Genomic DNA, 17,818 nt, shown 5'->3' on the forward strand with positions numbered 1-17,818 from the left:
TTCCGGATGCGGGCCTTTTCCTCAATGGCCGCCGGATGCCTTTTTCCGGCGGTTTCTGACCAGCATGTTGAGCACTTCCACGAGAGCGGAGAAGGCCATGGCGGCGTAGATGTAGCCCTTGGGCACATGCACGCCCATGCCTTCGGCGATCAGCGTCGTGCCGATCATAAGAAGGAAGGCGAGCGCCAGCATGACGATGCTCGGGTTCTTCTCGATGAAATTGGCGAGCGGGTTGGCGGCGACCAGCATGACCGTAACTGCGGCGATGACGGCGACGAACATGATCGGCAGATGCGGCGTCATGCCGACGGCGGTGATGATGCTGTCGATCGAGAAAACCAGGTCGAGCAGCAGGATCTGGCCGATGGCGGCGGCGAAGGTCGAGGTCGTCGACTTGGCGATGAAGTCCTCGCCCTGTTCCTGCGGATCGACGTTGTGATGGATTTCCTTCGTCGCCTTCCAGACAAGGAAGAGGCCGCCGCCGATCAAGATCATGTCCTTCCAGGAGAAGCCCTGGCCGAAGATCTCGAAGACCGGCTGCGTCAGCTGCACGATCCAGGCGACAGTGCCGAGCAGTGCGAGACGCATGCCAAGAGCAAGGCCGATACCGATCTTGCGCGCCCTGTCGCGATGTTCGGCGGGCAGCTTGTTGGTCAGGATCGAGATGAAGATGAGGTTGTCGATGCCAAGCACCACCTCCATGACCACGAGTGTGACGAGCGCGACCCACGCGCTCGGATCCTGTATCAGCCCAACAATATCCATCGACGATTTCCCCTTTTTGTCAGCATTTGCCGATACTGACCCCCAGCCCCGGCCTGTCAAGAATGGCCGTAATGTAAGGAGCGTCGTCGTCCGTACAAGCGCCGCCGCCATTTTCGTGGCGGCGGGCTCGCTTTAAGCTTTTAGGGGGATCCAGATTTCGGTCACGCCCATGCCGGTGCGTGGGTCGAAACGTTCGTCATAGCGCTCCATCATGTCCGGGGTTCCGCCGTGCTGATGGCCCGATTGCGGGAGCCATTCGCCGAAGATCTGATGCACGGTGGCGGAAATGCCCGAGATGTGGCCGCGATGGGCAAAGACCGCGTAGCGCTGCGGCGGCAATCTGGTCGTCGTGAAGCCTTCGGGCAGGTCGTCGGTGCTGGTGACTTCGGCGGCGGACATATAGCGGAAGCCTTCGCTACCCTCATCCGCCTGGGTGCAGACGCCATAGGCGACGTTGCCCACCTGGCCAGGAATGTGGCCGAAATGCTGGTTGAATTTCTGCCAGAGCGAAGGGATCGCCTGCGTAGCCTCATGGGCATAGGTTTCGGCAAAGCCAGCGAGCAGCATTGCCGGGCGAATCTCGAAGCGCGGGGCATCGAGCTTGGGGAGGCGGGTGTCGTCCATTCTGATCGGCTCCTGTAGAGCGAGGTTGCGAACGTGCCCCTGTTTGCGCAGGCTCTCCGGCGTCATGCCGAATTGCTCGCGGAAGGCACGGGTGAAGGCCTCGTGCGAGCCGTAGCCGGCATCGAGGGCAACCTGGAGAATGGTGGAAGAGCTGTCCGTCAATGCGAGAGCCGCACTGCTGAGGCGGCGGCTCCTTATATAGCCGCTGATCGAATGACCTGTGGTCATGCCGAAGACGCGCGACAGATGATATCGCGAAAGCCCGGCCGTATCGGCAATCTCATCCAACGAGATATCGGATGTGAAATGGCTTTCGATGAACCATATCGCTCTGCCGATCGCGCTCATGCCCAACTCCCTGGTTGCCGGACAATTCATAAGCGCCCGGCGGCGGCGGCGCTTGATCGCCATTGCGGAGTTGGATCGCTAGCTGCTCATCGGCAACAAGGGAAGGCTTTTGCCATCAATCCTTGCGGTCGGGCCCATAGCCTGCGAGGAAAACGCGCACGGCGCCGCGCACGACATAATCGATCTCCTCCTTTGACGGTGGTTCGTCCATGTCGCCAAACAGCCGCAGCTTGAAGTAGCCGCCACTGGCCATCTCCAGAAAATGGCGGGCCGCCATGTCGAAATCGTCGATCTTGAGATGACCGGCTGCGACCTGCCGCTCTAGGAAGCCGCGCAACACCGTGCGCAGGTTTTCCGGGCCGGTGAAGAAACGCTGACAGAGGGAGGGCATGCGCTCGCGCACGCCGATGACCGTGCGCATGGCGCTGATGGTCTTGTCCGAGGTGACGTGCGTCACGAATACGATGCCGAAATCATAAAGAGACGTCGTCACATCCGATTCATCCGCCAGTGCATTGCGCACGAGGTTGACGAAATAGGTGCGCTCGCTTTCCATCATGGCGGCGAACAGGTCTTCCTTGTTCGCGAAATAGACGTAAAGCGTGCCCTTGGAGACGCCCGCCTCGCGGGTGACGTCGTTCATGCTCGCCGCGTCGAAGCCCATCTTCATAAAGACGCGCTTGGCGCCTTCGAGAATCTGGTGGCGCTTGACCGGATCTTCGCCAGCGGCCCAGCGGCCCCCGGATGCAGGTGCGGGTGCGTTCAATATGATGGCATTTTGCGATTCGTGTTTCATCGTCTCCTTCATCAATCATTTTTGCGGAATCTTAAACAGACTCGTCAAATAAATCGAACCACGCGGTTCGATGTCTCTTGATATGGAATGGAAAAGGCTTTATGTCAATTGAACCGAACCGTTCGGTTCGATTATTTTACCTAGATTTTCGGTGGTAGGGCAATGTCGTCAAGTCATGGAAACAATGTAGCGCGCATCGTGGATGAGTCTGCTGATGCCGAAGCGGAAGCGCCGGAAGCTGGCGTATCTGCCAACGCTCCCGCCGCAGAAACGCGAAGCAATCCAGCTCCCACCCAGGCTGCGCCTGCATCTCCGGTTCCCGCGGCCCCACCGCCTCCGGCAAAGAAGCGGCGCAGCCTGGTGCTCCCTGTCATCATCGTCGCCGTGCTCGCAGCCGGCGGCTGGTATGGCTATGACTGGTGGACGAACGGCCGCTTCATGGTCTCGACTGACGATGCCTATATCGGCGGCGATATCGCGACCATTCAGCCGAAGGTCACCGGCTATGTCGCTAAGGTGAATGTCGTTGCCAACCAGCTCGTCAAGGCTGGCGATGTGCTCGCCACGCTCGATGACGGCGACTACAAGCTGGCGCTGGATCAGGCCCAGGCCTCGTACGACACCGAACAGCTCTCACTCCATACCATCGATGCACAGATCGCTGCCGGCCAGGCCGCTCTTGCCCAGTCGCAGGCCCAGAAGGTTGCCCTCGACGCCACTGTTCGTGGCGCTCAGATCACCCAGACGCGCGCTGCTGAACTGCAAGCCAAGTCGGTCGGCACCACGGCCGCCTTGGATAGCGCCAACATCGCGCTCGACCAAGCCAAGGCCAACCTGGTCGGCGGCGATGCCGCGATTGCTTCGGCACAAGCCAATATCAATCTGCTGCAGGCCCAGCGCCGCCAGGCGGAAAGCACGATCAAGGGTCTTGCCGCCGCTCGCGACAAGGCTGCCCGCGACCTGTCCTTCACGGTGTTGAAGGCGCCTTATGACGGCATCGTTGGCAATCGCTCCGTTCAGGAAGGCGACCTTGTGTCTCCCGGACAGAAGCTGATGGCGATCGTGCCGACCCGGCAGCTCTATATCGATGCGAACTTCAAGGAAACGCAGATCCAGCACCTGGTTCCCGGTTCCAAGGTGAACGTCCACGTCGATGCCTATAGCGACCATCCGATCGTTGGCACCGTCGAGTCGATCTCGCCGGCTTCCGGCTCGGTCTTCTCGCTGCTGCCGCCGGAAAATGCGACTGGCAATTTCACCAAGATCATCCAGCGTGTGCCTGTTCGCATCGCATTGCCGCAGGATGCGCTTGATACCGGTCGTCTGCGCGCAGGCCTCAGCGTCGTCGTCGACGTCGATACCCGCACGGCACCGAACAAGTAAGCGCTCAAGCTCGGGAGAGACGCAGCATGTCGTCCGCCAGCACTACTGCAGGGTCGCCCCCACGCGCGGCCGGCCCTGCCGCGCCACCAGCGGTGGATCATATCGAGACCAAGAAGCTCATCGCCTTTCTGGCGATGGTGCTCGGCATGTTCATGTCGATCCTCGACATTCAGATCGTGTCTGCCTCGCTCAGCGAAATCCAGGCCGGCCTCAGCGCCGGCTCGGATGAAATCGGCTGGGTGCAGACGGCCTATCTGATCGCCGAAGTCATCATGATCCCGTTGTCGGGAACGCTGGCGCGTATCATTTCCACGCGCTACCTGTTCGCGATCTCGGCAGCCGGCTTCACCGCAGCGAGCGCGCTTGCCGCGACCGCCACCAACATCGACCAGATGATCATCTATCGTGCGCTGCAAGGCTTTATCGGCGGGGGCATGATCCCCTCGGTCTTTGCGGCTGCCTTCACCATCTTCCCGCCATCGAAGCGCAATGTCGTCTCGCCGATCATTGGCCTGATCGCGACGCTGGCGCCGACCATCGGCCCGACGGTTGGCGGCTATCTCTCCAATGCCTTTTCCTGGCACTGGCTATTCCTCGTCAATATTCCGCCTGGCATCATCGTTGCGATCGTCACCTGGAATTTCATCGATTTCGACAAGCCCGAACTGTCGCTGATGAAGAAATTCGATTGGTGGGGCCTGGTTTCGATGGGCGTCTTCCTTGGCGCACTCGAATATGTGCTCGAGGAAGGCAACACCAACGACTGGTTCAACGACAATTATATCGTCGCCGGCGCTATCGCCTCGGCCATCGGTGCGGTCATCTTCTTCTACCGAGCCTTCACGGCCGAGTTCCCGGTGGTGGATCTGAAGGCGTTCACTAACAAGAACTTCTCCTTCGGTTCGGTGTTCTCCTTCGTTATGGGCATCGGTCTCTACGGCCTGACCTATATCTACCCGCTCTATCTTGCCCGTATCCGCGGTTACGATTCGCTGCAGATCGGCGAGACGATGTTCGTTTCGGGCCTGACCATGTTCTTCACGGCGCCGCTTGCCGGCTTCCTGTCGAGCAAGATCGACCTGCGCATCCTGATGATCATCGGTTTCACCAGCTTCTCGGCCGGTACCTACATCATGATGCATCTGACGACGGATTGGGATTTTTGGGAACTGATGATCCCGCAGATCCTGCGCGGATTCGGGCTGATGCTCTGCATGGTGCCGATCAACAATATCGCGCTTGGAACTATGCCGCCCGCCCGCATGCGCGGAGCGTCCGGCCTGTTCAACCTGACGCGTAACCTCGGCGGCGCTGTTGGCCTTGCTATCATCAACACGCTGCTGACGAACCGGCAGGACCAGCATTACTTCAACCTGCGCGACAATATTCACTGGGGCAATCAGATTGCCGTCGATCAGCTGAACAACATGGCTGCCAGCTTTACCGCCTCGGGGCTGAACGGACAGCAGGCTGCGCTGAGGCAGATGGTCAACATGGCAACGCAACAGGCTGTGGTCATGTCCTTCAGCGACATCTTTCTGATGCTCACCATCCTGTTCCTGGCGATGATCCTCGGGGTGCTCATGCTGAGCAAGCCGAATGCGCCAGGCGACGGTGGAGGTGGCGGAGGCCATTGATCTCACGCCAGGCCGGTATCGATAGAAGGCCCCTCGAAGCGAGGGGCCTTTTTCGTTTCTGGAGGAAAAATCGGCAGGAAAATCGGGCGGCTGAAAATTTCTGATTTACGTACATCAGAAATCGCAGTAAGGATCTCGGCAGGAGGAGCTGATGAGACCGACCGTTCATGATATCGCTGCTGCCGCGGGCGTGAGCCTTGCCACCGTCGACCGCGTGTTGAACCAGCGGCCGGGCGTGCGGTTGGTGACGCGGGAGAAGGTGGAAGCCGCGATCAACGAGATCGGCTACATCCGCGATGTCGCCGCCGCCAATCTGGCCAAGGGCCGCGTCTATCCCATCGTCTTCATCCTGCCGACAGGCGATAATTCCTTCATGCACGGACTTCGCTCCGAGGTGCATCAGGCAACATTGCGCTCAAGCTTCGAGCGCACCGAAATCCGCATTTTGGAGGTGCCGCCTTTTGATGTGTCGGCACTGGTTGCCGCACTCGATGCGCTGCAAGGACAGGATCTCGCCGGCGTTGCGCTTGTGGCAACGGACGCACCGGAGGTGCGGGCCGCCGTCGACCGCCTCGTATCCGAGCGTATTCCCGTGGTCACCCTGGTCTCCGACCTCACCGATTCCACTCGGCATCATTATGCCGGTATTGACAATATCGCTGCGGGGCGGACCGCCGCCCGCCTGCTCGGCCGGTTTCTCGGTGGGCAGGAGGGCGATATCACCGTTCTTGCCGGCTCGATGCTGGTGCGCGACCATCGTGAGCGTCTGGAAGGGTTTTCAGCCGTCATGGCGGCGGAGTTTCCCAAGCTACGATTGCTGCCTGTGCTCGAGGGACGCGATGATCCTGAGCGTGCCAGGTCGCTCGTTTCCAAGGCGCTTTCCGGCAGCACAAAGATCATCGGCGTCTACAGCCTCGGCGCTGGCAACCGGGGCCTGATTGCGGCCGTAAAGGCCGTTCGGCCCGAGCGCGAGCTGACCGTCGTCGTGCATGAGTTGACGCAGCATACGCGCGCCGCGCTGATGGATGGCACGATCGACGCCGTTCTTAACCAGGATGCCGGCCATGAAGTGCGCAGCGCCATTCGCGTGATGAAGGCGAAGGCCGATGGTCAGGGCGTCATCGCCGACCAGGAGCGCATACGTCTCGACATTTTCTTGAAGGATAATCTGCCCTGATCATTCGAAAACGGCAGAACACAGGGAGTAGCATCTGATGTATTTGGGTCTCGATCTCGGAACGTCCGGCGTCAAAGCGATGCTGATCGACGGCAATCAGAAGATCATCGGTTCCGCCCATGGCGATCTCGATGTATCGCGTCCGCATCCCGGCTGGTCGGAGCAGGATCCGGCGCACTGGGTCCGCGCGACCGAGGAAGCGGTTGCCGGGCTGAAGGCGGCGCATCCAAAGGAGCTGGCGGCGGTGCGCGGCATCGGCCTTTCCGGCCAGATGCATGGGGCGACATTGCTCGATGCCGACGACAAGGTGCTGCGCCCCTGCATCCTCTGGAACGATACGCGCAGCTATCATGAGGCTGCCGCGCTCGATGCCGATCCGCGCTTCCGCGCTCTGACCGGCAATATCGTCTTCCCGGGCTTCACCGCGCCCAAGCTCGCCTGGGTCGCCAAGCACGAGCCGGAAATTTTCGCTAAAGTGCGCTGGGTGCTTTTGCCGAAGGACTATCTGCGCCTGTGGCTGACCGGCGAACACATGTCGGAAATGTCCGATTCCGCCGGCACCTCCTGGCTCGATACCGGCAAGCGCAAATGGTCTTCCGAGCTGCTTGCCGCGACCAATCTCGACGAGAAGCAGATGCCGACCTTGGTGGAGGGGACGGAAGCCGCCGGCAAGCTGCGTGGCGAGTTGGCCTCGAAATGGGGTATCGGCGGCGATGTCGTCGTTGCCGGCGGGGCAGGGGACAATGCAGCCTCGGCCTGCGGCATGGGCACGGTCAGCCATGGCGCCGCCTTCGTTTCGCTCGGGACATCGGGCGTGCTCTTCGCGGCCAACGGCTCTTATCTTCCGAAGCCGGAAAGTGCCGTGCATGCCTTCTGCCATGCGCTGCCGAATACCTGGCACCAGATGGGCGTCATCCTGTCGGCGACCGATGCGCTGAACTGGCATTCGGGCGTGACAGGCAAATCCGCCGCCGACCTCACCGGCGAGCTGGGCGAGACGCTGAAAGCGCCTTCCAGCGTTACCTTCCTTCCCTATCTCTCAGGCGAGCGCACGCCGCACAATGACGCGACGATCCGCGGTGCCTTCATCGGCCTTGGTCATGAAAGCGGCCGCGCCGTGCTGACGCAGGCCGTGCTCGAAGGCGTATCCTTCGCCATCCGTGACAATCTGGAGGCTTTGCGCTCCGCCGGCACCGATATTGCGCGCGTCACCGCCATCGGCGGCGGCTCGCGCTCGCGCTACTGGCTGGCCTCGATCGCCACGGCGCTCGGCGTGCCGGTGGATCTGCCGGCGGACGGCGATTTCGGTGCCGCTTTCGGTGCTGCGCGCCTCGGCCTGATCGCGGCGACGGGCGCCGATCCGGTTGCGGTCTGCACACCGCCACAGACGGCAGGGACGATCGAGCCCGTCGCGTCGCTGAAGGATGCTTATGCGGATGCCTACAAGCGCTACCGGGCGCTTTATCCGGCGATCAAGCCGTTGTCTGCGCATTGAAATACCGTGCGGGTGAGCCCCTCATCCGCCCTGTCGGGCACCTTCTCCCCGTTTTACGGGGAGAAGGGGAAAGTGGCAGCTACTGCCCACTCCTAACGATTTGCTCGGCAAGGATACGGAGGTCATCGCCTCTCCCCGCAGGCGGGGAGAGGGCTAGGGTGAGGGGCTAAGCGACACGGAACGAACAACAACATTTGAACAGCAAACCCAAGGAGACACACTATGAGCACCGGATTTTTCGGCGATATCAGCAAGGTAAAATACGAGGGCCCTGACAGCACCAATCCGCTGGCCTTCCGTCATTACAACAAGGACGAGGTCGTTGCCGGCAAGCGCATGGAGGATCACCTCCGCTTTGCCGTCGCCTATTGGCACACCTTCACCTGGCCGGGCGGCGACCCCTTTGGCGGCCAGACTTTCCTTCGCCCCTGGTTCAACGAGACGATGGAAGCCGCCAAGCTGAAGGCCGACGTCGCGTTCGAATTCTTCACGCTGCTCGGCTCGCCCTACTACTGCTTCCATGACGCTGACGTGCGTCCGGAAGGCAAGAACTTTGCCGAGAACACCAGGAACCTCAACGAGATCGTCGATTACTTCGCCCAGAAGCAGGCCGAAACCGGCGTCAAGCTGCTGTGGGGCACGGCGAACCTCTTCTCCAACCGCCGCTTCATGTCGGGCGCTGCCACCAACCCGGATCCGGATGTCTTCGCCTTCTCGGCTGCGACCGTGAAGACCTGCATGGACGCGACCCACAAGCTCGGCGGCGAGAACTACGTGCTCTGGGGCGGCCGCGAAGGCTATGAAACCCTGCTCAATACCGACCTGACGCGCGAACTGGACCAGATGGGCCGCTTCCTCAACCTCGTGGTCGAGTACAAGCACAAGATCGGCTTCAAGGGCACGATCCTCATCGAGCCGAAGCCGCAGGAGCCGACCAAGCACCAGTATGATTACGACGTCGCAACCGTCTACGGCTTCCTGAAGAAGAACGGCCTCGAAAACGAAGTGAAGGTCAATATCGAGCAGGGCCATGCGATCCTCGCCGGCCACTCCTTCGAGCACGAGCTGGCGCTTGCCAACACACTCGGCATCTTCGGCTCGATCGACATGAACCGCAACGACTACCAGTCCGGCTGGGATACCGACCAGTTCCCGAACAACGTTCCGGAAATGACGCTGGCCTACTACCAGGTTCTGGCAGGCGGCGGCTTCAAGAACGGCGGTACCAACTTCGATTCGAAGCTGCGTCGTCAGTCGCTTGATCCGGCAGACCTGCTGATCGGTCATATCGGCGGCATGGATTGCTGCGCCCGTGGCCTGAAGGCCGCTGCCAAGATGATCGAAGACAAGGCGCTGTCGCAGCCGCTCGCCGACCGCTACGCCGGTTGGGATTCGGCCGAAGGACAGAAGCTGCTTCGCGGCGAATATTCACTCGATCAGATCGCGCAGTGGGTCGAGGCCAAGGATATCAATCCGCAGCCGAAGTCCGGCAAGCAGGAACTGCTTGAGAACATCGTCAATCGTTACGTTTGATCGATGACATCCGGGAGGCGGCTATTCGTCGCCTCTCGGACTACCGCCTGAACGCGCGGCTGGAAATAGCGATGGGATTTCCCGAGGGGTCCTTGGCATTGGCGAATACATAGCCGTCGGCCTGATGCAGAGGGCCGAATTCCAGTCCATCGCCCGCGCATTTGGCGCGGAATGCATCGACATTTTCGACGTCGAAGACCAGTTTCACCAGCACCTGGCCCATCTTCTGGGCCTTTCCTGCCTGATGGATCATCAGATTGGCGCCGCCATCCGATGCCAAAAGTTCGACAATCCGATCACCCTCCTGCCGGAGCGGCTTGAAGCCAAAATGTCTTTGGTAGAAATCGATCGTCGCTTCCACATCGCGGACATAGAGGGTGATCCTGCCGAGCGGCATGGCTGCGCCTCCCTATCGCCTGATACGCGACGGCGCCGACACAGAATTGCGCACCACCAGATCCGGCAACAGCAGGATTTCCGTCTCCGTCGGCTGGCCGTCCGACAGGAGCTCGAGCAGCAGCGCCATGGCATGCTTGCCGATGGCGGTGCGCGGCTGGCGGATCGTCGTCAGCGATGGCGTCATGAAGACGGCTTGCGGCACGTCGTCGAAGCCGGTCACCGAAAAGTCCACGGGAATGTCGTAGCCGCGTGTCTTCAGGCCGATCATCACGCCGATTGCGGTCTGATCGTTGACGCACATGAAGGCTGTCGGCAGCGTGTCGCGCATGAAAAGCTGCTCGACGGCCAGCCGCCCGCTCTCGATGGTGCCGTCGCCGTCGAGAACGATGCGGAGATCCTCGCCGATTTCGGCGGCATCCATCCCGGCCTCGTAGCCCATGCGCCGCCGGCTATAGGCAAGGCGGGTGCGGGAATCGCCGATAAACGCGATCTTGCGATGGCCTTCGGCGATCAGCAGGTCGACAGCCTTGCGCGCACCGGCGATATCGTCCACGCCGACATAGGGAATACCGCCATTGAACACCGGCTCGAACACGCCGACGCTCGGCGGCAAGCGCGCCGTCATCGTCTGGTGTCCGAAAGGCAATATGCCGGTGAACAGGATCAATCCCGCCGCTTGGTTGGAATTCAGGAATTTCAGATATTCCAGCCCGCGCTGGGCATCGTTCTGCGTGTGACCGATGAGGATGCCATAGCCATGCGCGCGCGCTTCGTTCTCCAGGCCGATGAGGATATTGGAGAAATTGGGGTCGCCAATGTCGGGTGCGACCACGAGAATCATGTTGGAACGGCCGAGCCTGAGGCTGCGTGCCATGGCATTGGTCGTGTAGCCGGTGACGGCAATTGCCTGATTGACCTTCAGCCGCGTCGAATTGGCGACCTTCTCCGGCATGTGGATTGCCCGGGAGACCGTTGCGATCGAAACATTGGCAATTCGGGCGACGTCTTCGATGGTTGCGGGCGTGGAATTCGACACTGCGCTCTGCCTTGGGTCTCGTCTCGCACCGGACACTACACAGACTTCCGTGCAGGTCAAAGGTGACCCCGAAGAATTGTGCAATATCCAACGATGTAAACCTTTACACGTTATATGTAAAGGTTTACACAGCAAGGAAAGCGGGTGGAGCCGCAGGGGAGGAAGCAATGAATTCGGAGGCCGTCGACGGTGCCGTTGTGCTGTCAGCGAAGCGAATCTGTAAGTCCTTCAATGGCGTGCAGGTTCTGTTCAGCGTCAACTTCGATCTCCGGGCCGGCGAAATCCATGCATTGATGGGTGAAAACGGCGCCGGCAAGTCGACGCTGGTCAAGGTTCTCTCCGGTTTCGAGCAGCCCAGTTCCGGCGAAATCCTGCTTGACGGCAAGCCGGTGAAGCTGCCGCCGAATGGCGCCGCCGAGGCGCTCGGCATCGTCATCATCCACCAGGAATTCAATCTTGCCGAACATCTGACCGTGACCGAGAGCCTGTTTCTGGGCCGCGAAGTCACGCATTTCGGTGTGCTCGACCGCAAGCACATGCGGGCGGAGACGCGGCGCGTGCTCGATCTCCTCGGGTCGCATGTCGATGAGAACGCAATGATCAGCACGCTTTCCGTTGCCGACAAGCAGATGGTCGAGATTGCCAAGGCGATCAGCCGTGATGCGCGAATCGTCTTCATGGACGAGCCGACGGCCGTGCTGTCGCGTGAGGAAACCAACTTTCTGTTCAAGCAGGTGCGAAAGCTGCGCGACCAGGGCACGAGCTTCGTCTTCGTGTCGCACAAGCTCGATGAAGTCATGGAGCTGACGGACCGGGTCACGGTCCTGCGCGATGGCCAGTGGGTGAAGACGTCGCCGACCTCGTTGCTCGACGGTGAATCCATCGCGCAATTGATGGTCGGGCGTGAACTCTCCAGTCTCTATCCAGCAAAGAACGAGCCCGATGTCGATGAGAAGGTCGTGCTCGCGGTGAACTCCATCTCGACTGGCTATGTCCGCGATGCGAGCTTCGAGCTGCGCAAGGGCGAGATACTCGGCTTTTCCGGCATGATTGGCTCCGGCCGCACCGAGCTGATGGAGGCGATCGTCGGCCTGCGCTCGCGTGCATCTGGTGAGGTCTTCGCCAACGGACAATCCGTACCGGCGCATGATGTACATGCCGCGATCGGTGCCGGCCTTGCCTATATGACCAAGGACCGCAAGTCCAAGGGCCTGCTTCTGAATTCCGGCATGACGGCGAACCTTACGTTGCAGTCGCTCGATCGGCACGGCAGGTTCGGTTATCTCAGCGCCGCAAGTGAAGCCGATGCCTTGGCGCGAGCACGCCGCCGTTTCGATATCCGCGTTCGCGACGGAAACATCGTTGCCGGCCGAATGTCCGGCGGCAACCAGCAGAAGCTGCTGCTGGCAAAGGTCATGGAGACCGAGCCACAGATCATCATCATCGACGAGCCGACCCGCGGCATCGATGTCGGCACGAAGCAGCAGATCTATCATTTCATCTCGGCGCTGGCGCGTGACGGGCATTCGATCATTGTCGTTTCTTCGGAGATGCCTGAGGTCATCGGGCTGTGCACGCGGGTGGCCGTGATGCGCGAAGGCCGGATCGTCGGCATGCTCGAAGGCGACGAAATCTCCGAACAGGAGATCATGCGTTATGCGGCGGGCCTGAAGAAAAAGACGGCTGCCTGAACGGGCGGCGAAGGCATAAGTGAATTCCCAAGCAATAATGGGGCGGGAGGTTGGTTTTGGATATGAGCGTGGGCGAGGATAGCAGCGAGAAGACAGTCAGACGGGGCCGATCCTGGCGGGATGTGGATCTGCGGGCCGTGGCGCCGTTTGCGGCGCTGGTGCTGCTTCTGATCGTCGGCGCGTTGGTCAATCCGAATTTCATCGGCATGACCAATCTTACCAATGTCGCGACGAGATGCGCCTTCATCGCGATTATCGCGGTGGGAGCAACCTTCGTCATCTCGGCGGGCGATCTCGATTTGTCCGTGGGTGCAATGGTCGCCTTCGTCGCGAGCCTGATGATCCTGTTCATGAACTCGGGCGTCATCGCCGATCCGAGCCTGATGCTGGCGGCTGCGGTATTGTTCTCGGTTGTCGCGGGTGTCCTGTGCGGTCTGGCCAATGGCCTGATCACGACCATGGGCAAGATCGAACCTTTCATCGCGACGCTGGGCACGATGGGCGTCTACCGCGGCTTGACGACCTGGCTGTCGCAGGGCGGCGCGATCACCTTGCGACCGGCGGATGTACAAGCGCTCTACAAGCCCGTCTATTATGGCTCCGTGCTGGGTGTGCCGGTTCCGATCGTGGTCATCCTTGTCGTCACCTGTATCGCGGCCTTCATCCTTTATCGCACGCGCTACGGCCGGCATGTCATCGCCGTCGGCTCCAATCGTGATGTTGCGCGCTATTCCGGCGTGGCGGTCAATCGCGTCCGCACCGTCGCCTTTGTCATCCAGGGCCTGTGTGTGGCGATTGCCGTGCTTCTCTATGTGCCGCGGCTCGGGTCGACGTCGGCAACGACGGGCATTCTCTGGGAGCTGCAAGCGATTACCGCCGTGGTCGTCGGCGGAACGGCGCTGAAGGGCGGCGCGGGCAGGGTATGGGGCACGATCTGCGGCGCCTTCATCCTCGAGCTCGTCGGCAACATCATGCTGCTTTCCAATTTCATCAGCGAGTATCTGCTGAGTGCCATCCAGGGCGCGATCATCATCATCGCCATGCTGGTCCAGCGCTCGCTTGCACGCAAATCATGAATAACCGGGTCAGGGGGCGCCCGGTTCTTGTGACAAGGCCCTGTCTCTATCTGGGAGGATAAACATGCGTAAAAGACTATTGGGACTGGCGGTAGTGATGGCGGCTTTGGCCGGCACGGTACATGCCGCAGACAAGAAGGTGACGATCGGCGTCTCCATTCCGGCCGCCGACCATGGCTGGACCTCGGGCGTGGTGTTCCATGCCGAGCGTGTCGCCAAGCTGCTGATGGCGGAGCATCCGGGACTGACCGTCATCGTCAAGACCTCGCCTGATGCCGCCAGCCAGGCAAACGCCGTGCAGGACCTTGAGACCCAGGGCATCGACGCGCTCGTGATCCTGCCGTCTGACCCGGATCCGCTGGTCAACGCCATCAAGGAAGTCAAGGACAAGGGCAAGTTCGTGACGCTCGTCGACCGTGCGCCGAGCAGCAACGACAATTCCGTTCGCGACCTCTACGTTGCCGGCAATAATCCGGCGCTCGGCCAGACGGCCGGCGAATATATCAAGAAGAACACGCCGGACGCTCAGGTCGTCATCATTCGCGGCCTGCCAATCCCGATCGACCAGCAGCGTCAAGATGGTTTCGACAAGGGTATTGCCGGCTCGAACGTTAAGGTTCTCGACCGCCAGTACGGCAACTGGAACCGCGACGATGCGTTCAAGGTCATGCAGGACTACCTGACGAAGTTCCCGAAGATCGACGTCGTCTGGTGCCAGGATGATGACATGGCCGTCGGCGTGCTGCAGGCAATCGAGCAGGCAAAGCGCACCGACATCAAGTATGTCATCGCCGGCGCCGGCTCGAAGGATATGATCAAGAAGGTCATGGACGGCGACAAGCTGATCCCGGTCGACGTGCTCTATCCGCCGGCGATGGTCGGCACGGCCATGGCGCTGACGGCTGCTAACTTCTACGATCAGGTTCCGGTTCGCGGCAATTACATCCTCGATGCGACCTTGGTGACCAAGGACAATGCCAAGGACTTCTACTTCGCCGATTCACCGTTCTGATCGGTTGATCTGAACAGATGCGCCCGCCGGTTCCGGCGGGCGTTTTTTATGCAGATGCCGTGTCATTTCGCATCGAGTGGAAATTTTTGCGGCACGTACCTCTTGCCGTCGACAGCGTGCCGTGTTTAGGTCACGAGGCATTCGACTTTCAGCCAAACGACCCTATAGTTTTTCGAGGTTACGGTGTCCCAACCGCCTCACATAAGGGTCCGCGAGGCATCGGAAACGTTTACAGAACGTGATTAGGGAGGAATTACTGATGAAGACGATCAAGGGCCCCGGCCTGTTTCTCGGCCAGTTCGCAGGCGATGCAGCACCGTTCAACTCGTGGGATTCGATCACGAAATGGGCGGCTGATGCCGGCTATGTCGGCGTGCAGGTTCCGACCTGGGCAAGCCAGCTCATCGACCTGAAGAAGGCGGCCAGCTCCAAGGATTATTGCGACGAGTTTGCCGGCGTTGCCCGCTCGAACGGCGTCGAAGTAACAGAACTTTCGACCCATCTGCAGGGCCAGCTCGTTGCCGTCCATCCGGCCTATGACGAAGCCTTCGATGGCTTTGCGGCGCCGGAAGTGCGAGGCAATCCGAAGGCGCGGCAGGAATGGGCCGTCGAGCAGGTGAAGATGGCGCTGACGGCGTCGAAGCATCTCGGCATCAAGGCGCATGCAACCTTCTCCGGCGCGCTTGCCTGGCCCTTCATCTATCCGTGGCCGCAGCGCCCGGCCGGTCTGGTCGAGACCGCCTTCGACGAGCTTGCCCGCCGCTGGACGCCGATCCTCAACCATGCCGATGAAAACGGCGTCGACGTCTGCTACGAAATCCATCCCGGCGAAGACCTGCATGACGGCATCACCTTCGAGATGTTCCTCGAGCGCGTGAAAAACCATCCGCGCGCCAACATGCTCTATGACCCCTCGCACTATGTCCTGCAGTGCCTCGACTATCTCGACAACATCGACATCTACAAGGACCGGATCAAGATGTTCCACGTCAAGGACGCGGAATTCAACCCGACCGGCCGGCAGGGCGTCTATGGCGGCTATCAGGGCTGGGTCGAGCGCGCTGGCCGCTTCCGTTCGCTCGGCGACGGTCAGGTCGATTTCGGCGCTGTCTTCTCGAAGATGACCGCGAACAATTTCGACGGTTGGGCCGTGGTCGAATGGGAATGCGCGCTGAAGCATCCCGAAGACGGCGCGCGTGAAGGCGCCGAGTTCGTCAAGGCGCATATCATCCGTGTAACGGAAAAAGCCTTCGACGATTTCGCCGGCAGCGGCACGGACCAGGCGGCCAACCGGCGCATGCTGGGGATCTGATCAAACCCCTTCGCCCCGCGAGTGCGGGGAGAAGGTAGAGGCCACCCTCGTCCTTCGAGGCTTCACTCCCTCGCAGAGCTCAAGAGGCTCCGCACCTCAGGATGAGGGCGGAGCGGGCTTTTGCGAAACTCCACAAAGGCCATCTTCGGCATTGGTAGGTGAAGGGTAGTGGTGTTGGCGCAGAAGATCAGCCTCACCCTGAGGTGGCCCGCAGGGCCCTCGAAGGGCGAGGCGGGTGGCTTGAAACGGCAAGCACCAGGAATTTGAATTTTAATTTATTCAGGAGGACCCTTATGGCAATCGAAGGATCATCGGAACAGACGCGGGAGCCGCGCATTCGGCTTGGCATGGTGGGTGGCGGCGCTGGCGCTTTTATCGGCGCTGTGCATCGCATCGCCGCGCGCATTGACGACCAGTTCGATCTCGTCGCCGGCGCGCTTTCTTCCTCGCCGGAGCGGGCCATCGCTTCGGGGCGCGATCTCGGCCTCGACCCCACGCGCACCTATTCCAGCTACCGCGACATGGCGATCCGCGAAGCCAAGCTGAAAAACGGCATCGAGGCGGTTTCGATCGTGACGCCGAACCATGTGCACTACGACGCCGCCAAGGAATTCCTGAGGCGCGGCATCCACGTCATCTGCGACAAGCCGCTGACCTCCAATCTTGCCGATGCCAAGAAGCTGAAGAAGGTGGCCGACGAGAGCGGCGCGCTCTTCATCCTCACGCACAATTACACCGGCTATCCGATGATCCGCCAGGCGCGGGAAATGATCGCCAACGGCGAGCTCGGCGATATCCGCATCGTGCAGGCGGAATATCCGCAGGACTGGTTGACGGAGAATATCGAACAGTCCGGCCAGAAGCAGGCGGCTTGGCGTACCGACCCGTCACAATCTGGTGCTGGCGGCTCCACAGGCGATATCGGCACGCATGCCTATAATCTCGCCTCCTTCGTCACCGGCCTGGAACTCGACAGCCTTGCTGCCGACCTCGACAGCTTCGTTGAGGGACGTCGCCTCGACGACAACGCCCATGTGATGCTGCGCTTCAAGGCCAGGGGTTCGGAAAAGCCGGCCAAGGGCATGCTCTGGTGCAGCCAGGTGGCGCCGGGCCACGAGAACGGCCTGAAGCTCCGGGTCTATGGCACCAAGGGCGGCATCGAATGGACGCAGGCGGATCCGAACTATCTCTGGTACACGCCATTCGGCGAGCAGAAGCGGTTGATTACCCGCAATGGCGCCGGCTCAGGCGCTGCAGCGGCCCGCGTCTCGCGTATCCCGTCGGGCCATCCGGAAGGTTATCTGGAAGCCTTTGCCACGATCTATACCGAGGCTGCGCGTGCCATCAATGCGGCCAAGAAGGGCGTTGCGGTCGATCCGGCCGTGATCTACCCGACGGTCGATGACGGCGTGAAGGGTGTTGCCTTTGTCGACGCTTGCGTTGCTTCCTCGAAGCGCAACGGCGCCTGGATTAAGCTGTAAGGTTCGAACCTTTGTTCGAGGCGGCGAAGGCCGCCTCGAATTCGCTGGGGTTG

The 17,818-nt window shown here is 60.8% G+C and carries 15 protein-coding genes; 10 read left to right on the forward strand and 5 right to left on the reverse strand.

All coding sequences use genetic code 11. The features are described 5' to 3' along the window. Positions 1-21: 21 nt before the first annotated feature. The 3 genes from A6U86_RS30975 to A6U86_RS30985 form a co-directional block, all read right to left on the reverse strand. Positions 22-765, reverse strand: coding sequence for a TerC family protein (locus A6U86_RS30975; protein WP_068399882.1), 744 nt, complete (start codon positions 763-765; stop codon positions 22-24). Between the two features lie 132 nt (positions 766-897). Beyond that, complete coding sequence (locus tag A6U86_RS30980; RefSeq protein ID WP_068400498.1) at positions 898-1,737, reverse strand: GyrI-like domain-containing protein; 840 nt, start codon at positions 1,735-1,737, stop codon at positions 898-900. Between the two features lie 115 nt (positions 1,738-1,852). Beyond that, positions 1,853-2,533, reverse strand: a complete 681-nt coding sequence (locus A6U86_RS30985) for a TetR/AcrR family transcriptional regulator (RefSeq protein WP_068400500.1) — start codon at positions 2,531-2,533, stop codon at positions 1,853-1,855. Positions 2,534-2,695: 162 nt separating this feature from the next. Here A6U86_RS30985 and A6U86_RS30990 point away from each other — a divergent pair, with 162 nt between their 5' ends. From A6U86_RS30990 to xylA, 5 genes are all read left to right on the forward strand, one after another. After that, the gene (locus tag A6U86_RS30990; protein ID WP_068399886.1) at positions 2,696-3,916 is read left to right on the forward strand and encodes an HlyD family secretion protein; all 1,221 of its coding nucleotides are present in this window, start codon (positions 2,696-2,698) and stop codon (positions 3,914-3,916) included. Positions 3,917-3,942: 26 nt separating this feature from the next. After that, positions 3,943-5,553: a DHA2 family efflux MFS transporter permease subunit gene (locus tag A6U86_RS30995; RefSeq protein WP_068399889.1), complete on the forward strand. Its 1,611-nt coding sequence runs from the start codon at positions 3,943-3,945 to the stop codon at positions 5,551-5,553. Between the two features lie 151 nt (positions 5,554-5,704). Continuing rightward, a complete protein-coding gene (locus A6U86_RS31000; RefSeq protein WP_068399891.1) occupies positions 5,705-6,730 on the forward strand; it encodes a LacI family DNA-binding transcriptional regulator in 1,026 nt (341 codons plus the stop codon). A 37-nt stretch (positions 6,731-6,767) separates the two neighbouring features. Then, positions 6,768-8,225, forward strand: a complete 1,458-nt coding sequence (xylB, locus tag A6U86_RS31005) for a xylulokinase (protein WP_068399894.1) — start codon at positions 6,768-6,770, stop codon at positions 8,223-8,225. A gap of 222 nt (positions 8,226-8,447) precedes the next feature. Then, positions 8,448-9,758 carry a xylose isomerase gene (gene xylA, locus A6U86_RS31010; RefSeq protein WP_068399897.1) on the forward strand — a complete coding sequence of 437 codons (1,311 nt, stop codon included), beginning with the start codon at positions 8,448-8,450 and terminating at the stop codon, positions 9,756-9,758. Between the two features lie 40 nt (positions 9,759-9,798). Here the strand turns inward: xylA and A6U86_RS31015 are convergent, their stop codons facing one another. Beyond that, the gene (locus tag A6U86_RS31015) at positions 9,799-10,155 is read right to left on the reverse strand and encodes a VOC family protein (RefSeq protein WP_068399900.1); all 357 of its coding nucleotides are present in this window, start codon (positions 10,153-10,155) and stop codon (positions 9,799-9,801) included. 12 nt (positions 10,156-10,167) lie between these two features. Further along, positions 10,168-11,193 carry a LacI family DNA-binding transcriptional regulator gene (locus A6U86_RS31020; protein WP_068399902.1) on the reverse strand — a complete coding sequence of 342 codons (1,026 nt, stop codon included), beginning with the start codon at positions 11,191-11,193 and terminating at the stop codon, positions 10,168-10,170. 167 nt (positions 11,194-11,360) lie between these two features. Between A6U86_RS31020 and A6U86_RS31025 the strand changes: the two genes are divergently transcribed. The 5 genes from A6U86_RS31025 to A6U86_RS31045 all read left to right on the forward strand — a co-directional run bounded on the left by A6U86_RS31025 (position 11,361) and on the right by A6U86_RS31045 (position 17,765). After that, positions 11,361-12,884 carry a sugar ABC transporter ATP-binding protein gene (locus A6U86_RS31025; RefSeq protein WP_068399905.1) on the forward strand — a complete coding sequence of 508 codons (1,524 nt, stop codon included), beginning with the start codon at positions 11,361-11,363 and terminating at the stop codon, positions 12,882-12,884. A 62-nt stretch (positions 12,885-12,946) separates the two neighbouring features. Continuing rightward, the gene (locus A6U86_RS31030) at positions 12,947-13,960 is read left to right on the forward strand and encodes an ABC transporter permease (protein WP_068400503.1); all 1,014 of its coding nucleotides are present in this window, start codon (positions 12,947-12,949) and stop codon (positions 13,958-13,960) included. A 64-nt stretch (positions 13,961-14,024) separates the two neighbouring features. Beyond that, positions 14,025-14,972: a substrate-binding domain-containing protein gene (locus A6U86_RS31035; protein ID WP_068399909.1), complete on the forward strand. Its 948-nt coding sequence runs from the start codon at positions 14,025-14,027 to the stop codon at positions 14,970-14,972. Between the two features lie 259 nt (positions 14,973-15,231). Beyond that, positions 15,232-16,284 carry a sugar phosphate isomerase/epimerase gene (locus A6U86_RS31040; RefSeq protein WP_068399912.1) on the forward strand — a complete coding sequence of 351 codons (1,053 nt, stop codon included), beginning with the start codon at positions 15,232-15,234 and terminating at the stop codon, positions 16,282-16,284. 293 nt (positions 16,285-16,577) lie between these two features. Then, positions 16,578-17,765, forward strand: a complete 1,188-nt coding sequence (locus tag A6U86_RS31045) for a Gfo/Idh/MocA family protein (protein ID WP_068399915.1) — start codon at positions 16,578-16,580, stop codon at positions 17,763-17,765. Positions 17,766-17,818: the final 53 nt, after the last annotated feature.

Source organism: Rhizobium sp. AC27/96 (assembly GCF_001692325.1).
Classification (GTDB): Bacteria; Pseudomonadota; Alphaproteobacteria; order Rhizobiales; family Rhizobiaceae; genus Rhizobium.